14 protein-coding genes are annotated in these 14,559 nt (G+C 72.0%); 5 read left to right on the top strand and 9 right to left on the bottom strand.

The features are described from left to right. Positions 1–21: 21 nt before the first annotated feature. Positions 22–234: a hypothetical protein gene (locus tag IE242_RS18430; RefSeq protein WP_189860539.1), complete on the bottom strand. Its 213-nt coding sequence runs from the start codon at positions 232–234 to the stop codon at positions 22–24. 179 nt (positions 235–413) lie between these two features. Between IE242_RS18430 and IE242_RS18425 the strand changes: the two genes are divergently transcribed. Beyond that, complete coding sequence (locus tag IE242_RS18425) at positions 414–1,577, top strand: DUF5937 family protein (RefSeq protein WP_189860537.1); 1,164 nt, start codon at positions 414–416, stop codon at positions 1,575–1,577. Between the two features lie 73 nt (positions 1,578–1,650). On the opposite strand, the gene IE242_RS18420 is transcribed toward IE242_RS18425, so the two are convergent. The 3 genes from IE242_RS18420 to IE242_RS18410 form a co-directional block, all read right to left on the bottom strand. Continuing rightward, positions 1,651–2,283 carry an AAA family ATPase gene (locus tag IE242_RS18420; protein WP_189860535.1) on the bottom strand — a complete coding sequence of 211 codons (633 nt, stop codon included), beginning with the start codon at positions 2,281–2,283 and terminating at the stop codon, positions 1,651–1,653. Positions 2,284–2,359: 76 nt separating this feature from the next. Next, positions 2,360–3,031 carry a response regulator gene (locus IE242_RS18415; RefSeq protein WP_189860669.1) on the bottom strand — a complete coding sequence of 224 codons (672 nt, stop codon included), beginning with the start codon at positions 3,029–3,031 and terminating at the stop codon, positions 2,360–2,362. Positions 3,032–3,103: 72 nt separating this feature from the next. Beyond that, a complete protein-coding gene (locus IE242_RS18410) occupies positions 3,104–4,306 on the bottom strand; it encodes a sensor histidine kinase (RefSeq protein ID WP_189860534.1) in 1,203 nt (400 codons plus the stop codon). Positions 4,307–4,424: 118 nt separating this feature from the next. On the opposite strand from IE242_RS18410, the gene IE242_RS18405 reads away from it, so the two are divergent. After that, entirely contained in the window at positions 4,425–5,435 is a 1,011-nt protein-coding gene (locus IE242_RS18405) for an SAM-dependent methyltransferase (protein ID WP_189860532.1), read from the top strand. A gap of 48 nt (positions 5,436–5,483) precedes the next feature. Here IE242_RS18405 and IE242_RS18400 read toward each other — a convergent pair whose 3' ends face one another. Further along, the gene (locus IE242_RS18400) at positions 5,484–6,635 is read right to left on the bottom strand and encodes an NADH-quinone oxidoreductase subunit D (protein ID WP_189860530.1); all 1,152 of its coding nucleotides are present in this window, start codon (positions 6,633–6,635) and stop codon (positions 5,484–5,486) included. Between the two features lie 31 nt (positions 6,636–6,666). Here IE242_RS18400 and IE242_RS18395 point away from each other — a divergent pair, with 31 nt between their 5' ends. Both IE242_RS18395 and IE242_RS18390 read left to right on the top strand, forming a co-directional pair. After that, on the top strand, positions 6,667–7,221 hold the full coding sequence (locus tag IE242_RS18395; RefSeq protein WP_189860528.1) for a PH domain-containing protein: 555 nt from the start codon (positions 6,667–6,669) through the stop codon (positions 7,219–7,221). A 194-nt stretch (positions 7,222–7,415) separates the two neighbouring features. After that, complete coding sequence (locus IE242_RS18390; protein ID WP_189860667.1) at positions 7,416–8,753, top strand: PH domain-containing protein; 1,338 nt, start codon at positions 7,416–7,418, stop codon at positions 8,751–8,753. An 87-nt stretch (positions 8,754–8,840) separates the two neighbouring features. On the opposite strand, the gene IE242_RS18385 is transcribed toward IE242_RS18390, so the two are convergent. From IE242_RS18385 to IE242_RS18370, 4 genes are all read right to left on the bottom strand, one after another. After that, positions 8,841–10,298, bottom strand: coding sequence for a hypothetical protein (locus tag IE242_RS18385; protein ID WP_189860519.1), 1,458 nt, complete (start codon positions 10,296–10,298; stop codon positions 8,841–8,843). A 358-nt stretch (positions 10,299–10,656) separates the two neighbouring features. Continuing rightward, complete coding sequence (locus IE242_RS18380) at positions 10,657–11,637, bottom strand: ABC transporter substrate-binding protein (protein ID WP_189860517.1); 981 nt, start codon at positions 11,635–11,637, stop codon at positions 10,657–10,659. Between the two features lie 155 nt (positions 11,638–11,792). Beyond that, entirely contained in the window at positions 11,793–12,500 is a 708-nt protein-coding gene (locus IE242_RS18375; RefSeq protein ID WP_189860515.1) for an ABC transporter permease, read from the bottom strand. Next, entirely contained in the window at positions 12,497–13,222 is a 726-nt protein-coding gene (locus tag IE242_RS18370; protein WP_189860513.1) for an ABC transporter permease, read from the bottom strand. The genes IE242_RS18375 and IE242_RS18370 overlap by 4 nt, the downstream gene beginning before the upstream one ends. A 173-nt stretch (positions 13,223–13,395) precedes the next feature. Between IE242_RS18370 and IE242_RS18365 the strand changes: the two genes are divergently transcribed. Further along, positions 13,396–14,544 (top strand): ABC transporter ATP-binding protein, encoded by a 1,149-nt coding sequence (locus IE242_RS18365; protein WP_189860511.1) that lies wholly within the window; start codon positions 13,396–13,398, stop codon positions 14,542–14,544. Positions 14,545–14,559 lie beyond the last annotated feature (15 nt).

Here is a 14,559-nt window from a genome sequence, read left to right as displayed (position 1 = left end):
GGCGCATGTGCAGCATGCGGGTCAGCGCGGCCCGCGCGCCGACCCGGCCGTCCCTGCCCTCCCGGCCGTCCCTGCCCTCCGTACCGGCCGGCCCGCGAGGACGGCGCGGAACCGGCGGCGGCCGCGCAGCGCCCGCACGACCCGCCAGTCGTGGGTGCCGGGCGCGGAAGGCAGTCGTTCGCCGAGGCGCTGGGCGCGGTAGGTGTCGAGGAGGTACTGCTCGGTGACGCTCAAGGGTGCGGTTCCTTTCGCCTCTCGGCGGTCGGGGCCGGGGATCGACAGCTGGGGATCGGCAGCTGGGTGACCGCCGCACAAGTCCCACCGTCGCGTCCGTGCAGGGCTCGCGTCGCGCCGATTGACCGCCGTCGTCAATCGGCGGACGCGTTGTCAGTGGCGGGGTGCACCATGAGGACATGAGCGTGAGCATCGACATCACCGGGCTGCGCGGCATGGGGGCACCTCCCGGCTCGAGCGAAGCCGAGAGCTGGGGGAGGATCGTCTTCCGGACGTCGCCCCTGGCCGAGCTGGCCACCACCCTGCACGCGCTCGCCGAGCCCGACCACCACCCGGGCATACAGGGCTGGGTGACCGCGACCGCCGCGTCCCTGAAGCCGGACCTGGCCGACCGGCTCACCCAGGCCGACTTTCTGTGGCGGCACATATTCTCCGACATCTTCCTGCCGTTCGCGGGGCTCCCGGACAGGGACGGCAGCCCCGGGGCGACGCTCGAGGAGGAGCTCGACGCCCTGGACCGGCTCAGCGACGAGCGGTTCGTCGGGGCGGCCCTGGAGTTCAGCTGCGGCTCCCGGTACGGGGGCGTGCTGCCCTCACCCCTCGTCGACCGGACCCGCCACGACATCGCGCTCGAAGTGGCGGCGAGCCGGGGCCCGGAGCAACTGGGGTTCACCCGGCGGCTGCTGGAGGATCCGCCGACCGTACGGGCCTGGGTTCGCCGACTGCTGGAGGACTGTCACGAGGCGTTCTTCGCGGACACCTGGCGCCGGGTGCACACCCAGCTGGCCGCCGACGCCCGCCACAAGACCGAGATCCTGCGCCGCAAGGGCCTGCGGGAGGCCCTGACGGCGGTCTCGGCCGCGCTGTCCCTGAACGAGGGCCCGGGCGGGACGCGGATCGAGGCGGACAAACTCGTCCACGGCTCCACGACCGCCGTGGATCCCGCCATCGCTCCGGGGGTCACGTTCCTGCCGTCGTACCACGGCTGGCCGCATCTGACGGTGCTGTACGCCCCCGGCTGGCGCCCCGTCGTGATGTATCCCGTCGGCGGCCCGGAGCCGGCGAGCCCCGCCCCGGTGGAGCTGATCCAGCTGCGCCTCGACGCCCTGGCCCACCCGATACGTCTGCGCCTGTGCCGGAACATAGCCAGGTCGCCGTACACCACGAGTGAGCTGGCGGTCGCCAACGACCTGAGCGCGCCCGAGGTGTCCCGCCATCTCGCCGTGCTGAAGAAGGCGGGCCTGATCACGACGCGGCGCCGCGGCCGGTACGTGCTGCACCAGCTGGACGTGACCGTGGTGGCCCGGCTGGGCAGCGACTTCCTGGAGGGCATCCTGCGCTGACGGCCGCACCCGGCCCCGCGGCGCTCCGCCCGGCCGCTCAGTCGGACCGGCCGAACCGGTCGCCTCCAGCGAATCAGTCGAACCGGATGTGCTTCAGACCGACCCGGACCTGCCGGAGTCGCGTCCGCAGAGCGCCCTCCCGGTTCGGGGTGAGCGTCAGCCCGGACAGCACGGCGATCCGGTCCGCCGTCTTCGGCACGGTCGAGTGATCGGTCCACAGGTGCTCGGCGAACTCCGGCTCGCGCAGCCGTTCCAGACAGCGGTCGAGCTGGGTGACGGCCCAACTCTCCCGGCGCGGCACCGCGTTCCTCCCGCCGAGCAGTCGCAGCACACGGCCGAAGTGCCGCTCGCGCAGTCGCCGCAGCACGGTCTCGCGCTGGGCGAGCAGCGTGAAGTGGCGTACGTCGTGGTCGAGTTCGCGCAGGCGTCCGACAGTCTCGGCGAAATACCCGGAGTCGGTGACCGTCATGGGGACGATCACCACTCCCTCGTGCCGGGTCAGTGCCAGGTCGAGCACCTCGACCACGCCCTGCCGCCATGACGCGAGGTCCTGGAAGTCTCCGCGCAGTTCCGGCGGCAGCGTGCGGCGCAGGCCGAAGCCGGCGTGCTCGGGATCGCAGATCACGCTGCCGGGAAGTCTGCGCTGGATCTCGTGTGCGGTCTGTGTCTTGCCGCCCCCGAAGGGGCCGTTGATCCACAGGAGCATGCGCAGACCCTAGTGGGCTGCGGTCACGCACGGGTCACATCCGTGGATCCCCGCCGCCCCGGCTCCCGTACGGGGCTCAGCCGTGCCCGCCGGCCCGGACCAGTCCCGTCTCGTACGCGAGGACGACCACCTGTACCCGGTCGCGCAGACCGAGCTTGGTGAGGATGCGGCCGACGTGCGTCTTCACGGTCGCCTCGGACAGGACCAGCCGGGCCGCGATCTCGCCGTTCGACAGGCCCTGCGCCACGAGCACCATGACCTCGCGCTCGCGGTCGGTGAGCCGCTCCAGCTGCTGGTGCCGGGGCTCCCTGCCGGTGCTCGGCAGCATCGGCGCGAAGCGGTCGAGCAGGCGCCGGGTGGTGGAGGGGGCGACGACCGCGTCGCCGCTGTGCACGGAGCGGATGGCGGCGAGGAGCTCACCGGGCGGCACGTCCTTGAGCATGAAGCCGGAGGCACCCGCCTTGAGCCCGGAGAAGGCGTACTCGTCGAGGTCGAAGGTGGTCAGGATCAGCACCTTCGGCGGGTCGGGCTCCATGCAGATACGGCGGGTGGCCTCCACGCCGTCCAGCTTCGGCATGCGGACGTCCATCAGCACCACGTCCACCGGCGTGGACCGCACCACCTGGAGGGCTTCGACACCGTCGCCGGCCTCCGCCACGACCTCCATGTCCGGCTGGGCGGCGAGCACCATCCGGAACCCGGTGCGCAGCAGCACCTGGTCGTCGACGAGCATCACGCGGATCGCCATCGGGTCCTCTTCCGTTTTCATCACTTCAGGCCGTGCAGGTCGTCGTGCGGGTCAATGAGTTTCATCAAGGTTTCAGTGCGCGGGTTTGAGCGGCAGCAGGGCGCTGATGCGGAAGCCGCCACCGGGCCGCGGGCCCGCGTCCAGGGTGCCGCCGACCATGCCGACCCGCTCCCGCATCCCGATCAGGCCGTGTCCCTGCCCGTCGAACCCGCCTTCCTCGTACAGCTCCTGCGGGGCGCCCTTGCCGTCGTCCTCCACCAGCAGCCCCAGTCCGTCGTCGAAGTAGACCAGGCGTACGCTCGCGCCGGCGTTGGGGCCGCCGTGCTTGCGGGTGTTGGTCAGCGCCTCCTGCACGATGCGGTAGGCGGTCAGCTCGACGCCGCTCGGCAGGGGCCGCGGGGTCCCCTCGATCCTGAAGTCGACGGGCAGGCCCGAGCGGCGGCACTGCTCGATGAGCTCGTCGAGCTGTTCGACGTCGGGCTGCGGAACGTACTCGCCGCTCTCCTGGTGCTCGCCGGTGCGCAGCACGCCCAGCAGACGGCGCATCTCGGCGAGGGCCTGGCGGCCGGTCGAGGAGATGGTCTCCAGGGCCTTCTTCGCCTGGTCGGGCGCGGCGTCGAGGACATACGCGGCACCGTCGGCCTGGACCACCATCACGGAGACGTTGTGGGCGACGACGTCGTGCAGCTCGCGCGCGATACGGGCGCGCTCGGCGGCGACGGCGACCTTGGACTGCGCCTCGCGCTCCTTCTCCAGGCGGGCGGCACGCTCCTCCAGCTGGGCGAAGTAGGCGCGGCGGGTGCGCAGCGAGTCACCGAGCACCCAGGCGAGGGCGAAGGGCACGGTCTGGAACACCGCTATCGCCATACTGCCCAGCGGACTCGCCGGCTCCGTGGGCCAGCGCAGCTGTGCCAGCGGCCCCGCGCAGAGGGCACCGACCAGGGCGAACCGGGAGGTCCAGCGGACGCCGGTCGCCGCCACCGTGTAGATGATCACGAGCATGCCGAAGTCGGCGGGGAGCGGCGGTACGTCGACGATCAGCTGTGCGACGCCCGTCGCCGCGGCCAGCACCAGCATCTTCTCGGGCATACGGCGCCGCAGGGCGATCACCAGGCAGAGCGCCAGAGAGATCGGGACGACGGCGGCCATGAGATCGCTCCCCGTGGCCTCCTGCCGGGTCGTCCCCCCGACCACGGACATGCCGAACAGGATGAGGGCCCAGAAGCCGTCCACCCCGGTCGGGTGCCTGCGGAGGAAGTCGTAGAGGCGCTGCACGTAACCCAGAGTAGGGAAGCGTGGTGTGTGCAGGGGTCAACCGGAGGGCCGATCCCCGGTCGGTGCGCGTACTCCCCAAGGTGGATGCCACGCTGTCCGCGACGCTTAGCCTGGGCCGGTGACCAGTGAGACGGGCGGCGAGTGGCGCGGGTGGCGGGAGGCCACGGAAGAGGCGTTGTACGGGCCTTCCGGCTTCTACCGGCGGCCCGGGGGGCCCGGGCCCGCCGGGCACTTCCGTACGTCGGTGCACGCCTCGCCACTGTTCGCGGTGGCCGTGGCCCGGCTGCTGTGCCGGGTGGACGCTGCGCTCGGGCAGCCCGCCGAGGTGGCCTTCGTGGACATGGCGGCGGGCCGGGGCGAGCTGGTGTCGGGGGTCCTCGGGGCGCTGCCCCCGGAAGTGGCCTCCCGCGCGCGTGCGTACGCCGTCGAACGCGCCGACCGGCCCGACAGCCTCGATGACCGGATCGAGTGGCTCCGGGAGCGCCCCCAGGGCGTCACCGGCCTGCTGTTCGCCAACGAGTGGCTCGACAACGTTCCCGCGGACGTCGCCGAGGTGGACGCCGCGGGCGTACCCCGCCGTGTCCTCGTACGACGGGACGGCGCCGAACGCCTCGGGGAGCCGGTGACGGGGGCGGAGGCCGAGTGGCTCGCGCGGTGGTGGCCGCTGCCCGTGGAGGAGGGCATGCGCGCCGAGATCGGGCTGCCCAGGGACCGCGCGTGGGCCGACGCCGTGGCGAGCGTCGACCGGGGGCTCGCCGTCGCCGTGGACTACGCGCACGTCGCGGGGGCCCGCCCGCTCTTCGGGACGCTCACCGGATTCAAGGAGGGCCGCGAGACATCACCGGTGCCGGACGGCTCCTGCGACATCACGGCCCATGTGGCGCTGGACGCCTGCGCGCTGCCGGGTGCGCGCCTCGTCACCCAGCGCACGGCCCTGCACGCCCTGGGGATCACCGCCGGCCGTCCCCCGCTGAGCCTGGCGGCCACGGACCCCACGGCATACGTACGCGCGCTGGCGGACGCGGGCGAGGCGGCCGAGTTGACCGCGCCCGGGGGCCTCGGCGATTTCGGCTGGCTGCTGCAGCCGGTGCGCGTCCCGCACGGCACGCTCGGCCTGCCGGACGCCTAGCCCGCGCCTGGCGCCCGCCGCCCACGGCCCGCTCGTCGCTGCTTGCCGCTACTTGTCGATGTCTCCCACCACGAAGAACAGCGACCCCAGGATCGCCACCATGTCCGCGACGAGCGTCCCCGGCAGCAGCTCCGTGAGCGCCTGGATGTTGTTGTACGAGGCCGAGCGCAGCTTCAGCCGGTACGGGGTCTTCTCGCCCTTGCTGACCAGGTAGTAGCCGTTGATGCCGAGCGGGTTCTCGGTCCAGGCGTAGGTGTGGCCCTCGGGTGCCTTGAGGACCTTGGGGAGGCGCTGGTTGACCGGGCCGGGCGGCAGGTCGGCGAGCCGGTCGAGGCAGGCGTCCGCGAGGTCGAGCGCGTTGTGGGTCTGCTCCAGCAGGCACTCGAAGCGGGCCAGGCAGTCGCCCTCCTGCCGGGTGACGACCCGGAGCGTGTCCGTCAGCTCGCCGTACGCGAGGTACGGCTCGTCGCGCCGCAGGTCGAAGTCGACCCCGGAGGCGCGGGCGATCGGCCCGCTCACCCCGTACGCGTGCACCGCCTCCGCGGAGAGGACGCCGACGCCTCGCGTACGCCCCCGGAAGATCTCGTTGCCGAGCACCAGGTCGTCGAAGACACCCATCCGCGAGCGCACCGCGGCGACGGCCTCCCGCGCGCGGGAGGGCCATCCGGCCGGGAGGTCCTCCTTGAGGCCGCCCACGCGGTTGAACATGTAGTGCATACGCCCGCCGGAGATCTCCTCCATGACGTTCTGGAGCTCCTCGCGCTCCCGGAACGCGTGGAACATCGGCGTGATGCCCCCGAGCTCCAGCGGGTACGAACCCAGGAACATCAGGTGGTTCAGCACCCGGTTCAGCTCGGCGAGCAACGTACGCAGCCAGACCGCGCGCTCCGGCACCTCCATGCCGAGCATGCGCTCCACGGCGAGGACCACGCCCAGTTCGTTCGAGAACGCGGAGAGCCAGTCATGACGGTTGGCGAGCATGATGATCTGCCGGTAGTCACGCGCCTCGAAGAGCTTCTCGGCGCCGCGGTGCATATAGCCGATCACCGGCTCCGCGTGCTGGATGCGCTCGCCGTCGAGCACGAGCCTCAGCCGCAGCACTCCGTGCGTGGACGGATGCTGGGGCCCGATGTTGAGCACCATGTCCGTGCTCTCGGCGGCGCCGCCGATCCCGACCGTGGTCTCCGTCGTGGGAGTCATGGGCACAGTCTCTCGTACGTACGCTGACGGGATGGAGACGGGGACCATGGACGACGCGGGGCACGACCCCGAAGGCGGTGCGATCGAGCGCGGTGGGGTGACGGGCTCCGCGGGGCCGCGTGACGAGCCGGTCTGGAGCGGGCTGCCGCGCGGACTGCTGCGGATGCGACGGCTGCTGCTGGTGGTGTGGCTGGTGCCGCTGACCGTCGCCGCGGCTCTGGTGCCGGGACTGCTGGCCGCCCCCGGCTGGGCGGTGTCCGCCCTGTTGCCGCTGGGCCTGCTGCTGTGGGCCTGGCCGATGCTGGGCCGCAACTGGCGCTCGTGGCGCTACGCCGAACGCGCGGACGACCTGCTGATCAGCCGGGGCGTGCTGTGGCGCCAGGAGACCGTCGTCCCGTACGGGCGCATGCAGCTGGTCGAGGTGACCTCCGGGCCGGTGGAACGGCACTTCGGGCTGGCCGGCGTACAGCTCCACACGGCCGCGGCCGCCACGGACGCGCGTATCCCGGGGCTCGACCCGGCGGAGGCGGAACGTTTGCGCGACCGGCTCACCGAGCTGGGCGAGGCACGATCGGCGGGCCTGTGAACACGCCGGACAAGCCTGTGAACACACCGGACGGGCCGGTGGACACACCGGACGGGCCGGTGGGCACGCCCCGGGGCACGTGGTCGGACGGGCCGGTGGACACGCCCCGGGGCACGTGGTCGGCCGTGCCCGTGGAGAACGCGGGTATCGCGGAAACCGGTGTCCCCGCGCGCGCGGCCGGAGCGGGCGAATCGGTGGAATCCGTGGACTCCGCGAACTCCGTGGACTCCGCGAAATCCGTGGAATCGGTGGTCGAGCACCGGCTGCACCCCGTGACACCGCTGCGGCGGGCCTGGGCACCGGTCGCCGTCCTCATCGGCTGGGCGGTGCACGACCCCGACCAGGCCCAGCGCCAGCTGACCGGGCTGACCACGACCTCGCTGCTCCTCGGGCTGGCCGTGATCCTGCCGACCGCCGCCCTGTACGGCTTTCTGACCTGGTGGTTCACCCACTTCGCAGTGACCGCGGCGGAACTGCGCATCCGTACCGGCCTGATCTTCCGGCGGACGGCGCACATTCGGCTGGAAAGGATCCAGGCCGTCGACGTGACCCAGCCGCTGCTGGCCCGGGTCGCGGGCGTCGCCAAGCTCAGACTCGACGTCATCGGGACCGACAAGAAGGACGAGCTGGCGTATCTCGGCGAGGCGCAGGCCCGCGCCCTGCGGGCGGAACTCCTCGCCCGCGCGGCCGGTTTCGCGCCCGGGACCGCGCAGGAGGTGGGCGAGGCCCCGGTACGCCGGCTGCTGCACGTCCCGGCGGGCGTCCTCGCGGTGTCGGTCCTCCTCACCGGTGCCACCTGGGCCACGCTGGCCGCCGCGCTCGTCGTACCGCCGGTGCTGTGGCTGGCCACCCACAGCCTGTGGACGGTTCTCGCCGCGGCACTGCCGCTGTTCGGCGCGGCGGGCGCGAGCAGCGTGGGAAGGTTCGTCGGGGAGTACGACTGGACGGTGGGCGAGTCGCCGGACGGCGTGCGGATCGACCACGGGCTCCTCGACCGCGCGCACGAGACGGTGCCGCCCGGCCGGGTGCAGACCGTACGGATCGTCGAGCCGCTGCTGTGGCGGCGGCGCGGCTGGGTACGGGTGGAACTGGACGTGGCGGGCTCGTCGAACTCGGTGCTGGTGCCGGTCGCGCCGCGCGACATCGCCGAGTCGGTCGTCGCGCGCGTGCTGCCCGGAGTGACCGTGCCGCCGTCCCTGATACGGCCGCCGCGGCGCGCCGGGTGGTGCGTGCCGTTCTGGTGGCGCGGGTACGGCCTCGCCGTCACCGACGATGTGTTCGTGGCGCGGCACGGGCTGCTGCGCCGGAGCGTCGCGCTGGTGCCGCACGCCAAGGTGCAGAGCGTCCGGCTGGAGCAGGGGCCGTGGCAGCGGTTCCAGGGACTCGCGGACGTCCACGTGGACACGGGCGCCAACAAGACGGTGACGGCCCACCTCCGGGACGCGGACGAGGCGGCCGGACTGCTGCAGGCCCAGGCGGACCGGTCCCGTACGGGGCGGAGGGAGGCGCGGCCCGACCGGTGGATGGCGTGACGAGGGCCGACGGTTCGGGGCGGTGCCCCGGACGACAGGAGGCGGCCGCACAGGTGTGCGGCCGCCTCCTGGTCGAGGTTCAGGATGTCAGGACGCCGCGCTGCGCAGCCCCTGCAGATCGATCCGCTCGGTCTCGTCGTGAGCCGTCAGGTCGATGACCTGGCCGGCGCTGCGCGCTTCCTCGTCCGCGGGCCTGAACTCGGGCTCGTTCTCCGCCTTGTGCAGCGCGAGCGCCTCCTCGCCGACGACGTCCGCGAGATCTTCGTTCTGTACAGAATCCTGTACGGACTCGGTGTCGGCCGACCCCTTCTGCGTACCGAAGAAGTCGAACCCGCCCTCGACCGCCGGGCGCCGACGGGGGGCCGCCGGTACGACGGCCACGGCGGTCGGCACCGTGAAGTGACCGGAGGAACGATCGGGCAGTGCGGGCGCCGACGCCTCGGAGACCGCCTCGGAGACCGCCTCGGAACCGACGAAGCCGTCACCGGACGCGGTGGCCGTGGGCCCGGAGGGCTCGGCGGTTCCGGAGGACTGAACGGCTTCGGAGGGCTCGGCGGCTCCGGCGGTCTGAACGGCTTCGTCGGAAGGCTCGGTGGCTCCGGAGGTCTGAACGGCTTCGTCGGAAGGCTCGGCGGCTCCGGAAGGCTCCGAGGGTTCAGCCTCGCCCTTGTCGTCGGCGCTGCCCGCCTCGTCGGCGTCCGTGGTCACGCCGCCGGCGTCCGTGGTCGCACCGCAGACGTCCGTGGTCACGCCGCCGGCGTCCGCCGCCTTCGCAACATCCGCCGCCTTCGCGGTGTCGTTCTTGCCGATTCGGTTCAGCGCCGAGTTGGCACGCAGGAAGAGCGCGGAGCCGGCCGGGGAGAACACCCCGGGAGCGGTCGCCTCCACCGGTTCGTCGGCATCGCGCTCAGCGGACCGGTCCGCCACGCCCGCCTCACCCGCCTTGCCTGCCTCGCCTGCCTCGCCTGCCTCGTCACGAAAAGCATTTGGGCCATCCGAAGCATCCGGAGCGGAAACGGCAGCCGTCTCGGGACCCGCCCCCTCACTCACCGGCGCCCCCGCGGGCAGCGCACGCGCCGTGCCGGGAGCCGATGCCTCTATGGCCAGCAGCCGGCGGCCCTCCAGGGCACTCGCGCGCTCCGACTCCGCGGTGGCGTACCGGCGCAGCAGGCCGGCGTGCTCGTTGCGCAGGCCCGCGAGTTCGGCCCGCTTGGCGCGCAGCTTCTCCTCCAGCCTGTGGCGCAGCTCGCGCGACTCCTCGAGGTCGGACTCCAGCTCGGCGACCTGCTCCTCGAACCGCCACTCGTCGCTCGCCCGCGCGCGCGTGAGTTCGGCGACGCGTTTGCCCGCCTGCGTGTCCCAGCGGCGCATGACAACCGCGCCCACGACCGTTGTCACCGCGGCGCCCGCGGCCAGTCCCCGGAGCAGAAACGGCTCCGAGAACAGCCAGGGCCCCAGGGCGCAGACGACCGAGACGCCGGCGATCGCCGAAGGAGGAAGCAGCCTGTGCAAGGGCGGTGAATGGCGATGACGTCCACGTGGCATGGCCAGAAACTTACCGCGCGTAGGCGAATGATGGTGCCCCCGAGGTAAAAACACAGCCACCTCGGAGCCATCACACTGTCACGGACATCGACAGGCACGCCAAGCTGCACGAATCGGTTCCCGTAAGCGCTTGCACATCGGTTGCGGGAAACGTCCGGGAAGACTCCGGCAGAAGCGTCCGCGGGTGCGCGGAGGCAAGTGCGGTGAGTATCCGCACGGCAGGGACCGACGAGTACGCGAGGGAAGCACGGGAAGCACGGCGAGTACGGGGGCGGAGAGGCCCTGCACGTGTCCGGAAAAGAGTCCCGTGGCCCCGCGCGCTTCGCACGACGCCGCCCCTCCGTCCCCCTGCTTCGCCCTACTTCTCGATCAATCCCTTCGACTCCAGATACTCCGCGGCGACATCGGCCTCCTTCTGGCGCTCCTCGTCGACCTTCCGGTTCAGCTCCACAAGATCATTTGTGGTGAGCGCACCGGTCAGCTTGCCGAGCACATCGGCTATCTCCTGGTCACCCGCGTCCTTGGCATTGACCACGGGGAGCACGTTGTCCGCGTTCTGCAGCTTTTTGTCGTCCTCCAGCAGCACGAGGTCGAAGTTCTTCAGTGTGGCGTCCGTGGTGGTGGTCAGAACCAGCTGGTCGGTGCCGTTCTTCACGGCCTGCTTGGACTGTGTCGTCCCGACACCCTTGGGGTCGATCGCGGCGACCTCGATGCCGTACGTCTTCTCCAGGCCCGGCGCGCAGAACGGCCGTGTCTCGCACTCGTCACCGGCCGCGATCCTGACCTCGACACCCGCCTTGCCAAGATCGGAGAGGGTTTTCAGGTCGTGCTTCTCGGCGAATTCCCGGCTCACCGCGAACGCGTTCTGGTCGACGGCCTCTCCGGGCGGCAGCACCTTCAGCCCCCGCGGCTCGGCGAGTTTCCGCAGCGCGGTGACCGTGGCGTCGACATCACTGGAGGCGACCGGCTCGGCATCCGGCCCGTTCTCATCGGTGTTGAGGAATTCCGCGAGCGTCGCCGCGTATTCGGGGACGACGTCGATGGCGCCCTTCTCCAGCTGGGGCGCGTAGATCTCGCGGTTCTCGACGGTGGCCAGGGTCACCTCGTAACCGGCGTCCGACAGCAGCTGTTTGTAGAGCTCCCCCAGGACCTTCGCCTCGGTGAACCCCGCGGCTCCCACCACCAGTTCGCCCTTGTCACCCCCGGATCCGACGGACTTTCCGTCCGAACCCTTGTCCTCCAGGCTCTCCCCACCGCATGCCGCGAGCATTCCGGTGAGCGTTCCGAAGGCCACCGCCGCGACAGCCATCCGGCGCAGTCCGCGCGTTCTGCTGTGCATCGCCACCCCAATTCAAGCTAGTTGATCAAGTCGTGCCGATCCGAAAGTCCGTCAGCCCACCGGCCCGTCGGCCCGTCGGCCCGCCGGCCCGTCAGTCCGCCGGTCCTTCAGCTCGACCGAGCGACCCACACAGCCGGCCCTCCGGGCGAGCCGGCTCAGGAAGCACCGCGCCCACGGCCCAGCCCCCCGGCGCCCAGTCGCGCGGCCGGTGACGGATCGCATACCCGCCCCGCCACCACCAGCACCCCCTCGACCAGCAGCGCGAGAGCCGCCACCAGGAAGGCGCCCGCCACGACCTGCGGCGTGTTCTGCAGGTTGAACCCGGCCGTGATGATCCGCCCGAGCCCGCCCTCGCCGGCCATCGCGGCGAGCGTGGCGGTGGCGACCACCTGGACGGCGGCCGACCGGAGCCCCGTCATGACCAGCGGATACGCGAGCGGAAGCTCGACCCGGCGGAAGACCTGCCCGCCGCTCATACCCATGCCGCGCGCGGCCTCCACCACCGACCGGTCCACCTCGCGCATGCCGATGTAGGCATTGGTCAGCAGCGGCGGAACCGCGAACAGCACCAGTGCGATCAGCGTCGGCAGGTCACCGTGCTCGCCCAGCGGGGTGAGCGTCAGCAGCACCAGCACCGCCAGCGTGGGCACCGCCCGCCCCACGTTGGAGACGTTCACCGCGAGCGCGCCGCCCTTGCCGATGTGCCCGAGCCACAGCGCGAGCGGCAGGGCGAGCAGACAGGCGACGGCGAGGGTGACCCCGCTGAAGTACAGGTGCTCGCCGAGCCGGTGCCAGACGCCCGACTCGCCCTGCCAGTTGGCGCTCGTGGTGAGCCAGTCCCACGCTCCTGGAATCGCGTTCATGCCGGCTCCGCCACCTTCTCCGCACGGGCACGTATTCGGTCGCTCCCCGGCCGCCGCGCCCGCGTCCAGGGCGTGAGCAGCCGCTGCGCCCCGAGCAGCAGCAGGTCGGCGGCCACGGCGAGCAGCACGCACAGGACGGACGCGGTGAGCACCTGCGCCTTGAAGGTGCTGTCGAGGCCGTCGAGGATCAGCGTGCCGAGGCCGCCGTGGCCGACGATCGCGCCCACCGTCGTCAGCGCCACCGTGGAGACCGTGGCGATCCGTACGCCCGCGAGCAGCGCCGGGAGCGCGAGCGGCAGTTCGACCTCCCACAGCAGCCGTACCGGCCCGTATCCCATCCCGCGCGCGGCCTCGACGGCCTCGTCGGGGACGGCCCGCAGCCCCGCGAGGATGTTGCGCACCAGGATCGTCAGCGAGTACAGCACGAGCCCGGTGACGACGAGTGCGGCGGACAGCCCGAACAACGGCAGCAGCAGCGAGAACATCGCCAGCGACGGGATCGTGTAGAGCACGGTCGTCAGCCCGAGGACCGCGCCCGCGACGGCCCGCCGCCGGCGGGCCAGCAGCGCCAGCGGGAAGGCCACGAGCACGCCGAGGGCGACCGACGCGGCCGTGATGCCGATGTGCTGCGCCGTCGCGTCGATCAGCTCCTGGCTGCGGGTGCGGACGTACTCCCCGCAGATCCAGTCGTTCTCCACCAGACAGTTCCGCCGAGTGCTCACCCCGCCGCACCTCCCCCGAAATCGTCGAACACATGCGGCTGGACCGAACAGTTCCCGTGTTCTTGACTTGCCGGTGACCCTAGCCCCTGCCACTGACAATCACCGGCGGTCGCCGCACAGTCGCAACACCGCCTTCACACGGCCACGGTCACCGACGGCCACAATGGGGAGACATGATCCGGTTCGAGCACGTCACCAAGCGGTACGCGGACGGCACCACGGCCGTCGACGACCTGACCTTCGAGGTCGCCGAGGGCGAACTGGTCACGCTGGTCGGCCCGTCGGGCTGCGGCAAGACCACCACGATGAAGATGGTGAACCGGCTCATCGAGCCCACGAGCGGCCGCATCCTGCTGGACGGGGAGGACGTCTCCGCCGTCGACCCGGTGCGGCTGCGGCGCCGTATCGGCTACGTCATCCAGCAGGTCGGCCTCTTCCCGCACCGGACGGTGCTCGACAACACCGCGACCGTGCCGCACCTGCTGGGCGTCAAGCGCGCCAAGGCCCGTGAGCGCGCCGCCGAACTCCTCGACCTGGTCGGCCTCGACCCCTCCGTCTACGGCGACCGCTACCCCGACCAGCTCTCCGGCGGCCAGCGCCAGCGCGTCGGCGTGGCGAGGGCGCTGGCGGCGGACCCGCCCGTCCTCCTCATGGACGAACCGTTCGGCGCGGTCGACCCGGTCGTGCGCGAGCGGCTGCAGAGCGAGTTCCTGAGACTGCAGCAGTCCGTCCGCAAGACGGTGCTGTTCGTCACCCACGACATCGAGGAGGCCGTACGGCTCGGCGACCGCATCGCCGTGTACGGGGACGGCCGCATCGAGCAGTTCGACACCCCCTCGGCGGTGCTGGGCTCGCCCGCGAACGAGTACGTGGCCGGCTTCGTCGGCGCCGACCGGGGCCTGAAGCGGCTCTCCGTGACGCCGATCGAGGAGGGCGACCTGGAGCAGCCGCCCGTGGTGCACCTCGACGACCCGCTGCCCAGGGAGCTGGACGCGCGCTGGGCCGTGGTGCTGGACGGGGACGACAACCTCCACGGCTGGATATCGGCCGAGCACGCGCGCGTGCGCACCGGCACCGTACGGGAGCACGCCCGCCGCATGGAGGCGTGGCTGCCCGTGGGCGCGTCCCTCAAGCAGGCGTTCGCGACGATGCTCCAGCACGACGCCGGCTGGATAGCGGTCGTCGACAACGCCGGCGAGGGCCGCTTCCTGGGCGTTCTCACCCCGTCCCGGCTGCACGAGGCGCTGCGCCGCTCCACGGCGGCGGACGCGCGGGACGTCCCGCGCGCGGACGTGGAACTGGAGACGGTCAGCGACCACTGACCACCAAGACCGCCC

It is taken from the genome of Streptomyces poonensis, from assembly GCF_014650915.1.
GTDB lineage: Bacteria > Actinomycetota > Actinomycetes > Streptomycetales > Streptomycetaceae > Streptomyces > Streptomyces poonensis.
This window is presented reverse-complemented; position numbering and strand designations above follow the sequence as displayed.

Bases quoted from the DNA above. Each gene is read 5' to 3' on its own strand.
- IE242_RS18365 (WP_189860511.1), top strand. From the start codon at position 13,396: ATGATCCGGTTCGAGCACGTCACCAAGCGGTACGCGGACGGCACCACG.
- IE242_RS18400 (WP_189860530.1), bottom strand. From the start codon at position 6,635: ATGACTCCCACGACGGAGACCACGGTCGGGATCGGCGGCGCCGCCGAG.
- IE242_RS18375 (WP_189860515.1), bottom strand. From the start codon at position 12,500: ATGAACGCGATTCCAGGAGCGTGGGACTGGCTCACCACGAGCGCCAAC.
- IE242_RS18380 (WP_189860517.1), bottom strand. From the start codon at position 11,637: ATGCACAGCAGAACGCGCGGACTGCGCCGGATGGCTGTCGCGGCGGTG.
- IE242_RS18395 (WP_189860528.1), top strand. From the start codon at position 6,667: ATGGAGACGGGGACCATGGACGACGCGGGGCACGACCCCGAAGGCGGT.
- IE242_RS18420 (WP_189860535.1), bottom strand. From the start codon at position 2,283: ATGCTCCTGTGGATCAACGGCCCCTTCGGGGGCGGCAAGACACAGACC.
- IE242_RS18415 (WP_189860669.1), bottom strand. From the start codon at position 3,031: ATGGCGATCCGCGTGATGCTCGTCGACGACCAGGTGCTGCTGCGCACC.
- IE242_RS18425 (WP_189860537.1), top strand. From the start codon at position 414: ATGAGCGTGAGCATCGACATCACCGGGCTGCGCGGCATGGGGGCACCT.
- IE242_RS18385 (WP_189860519.1), bottom strand. From the start codon at position 10,298: ATGCCACGTGGACGTCATCGCCATTCACCGCCCTTGCACAGGCTGCTT.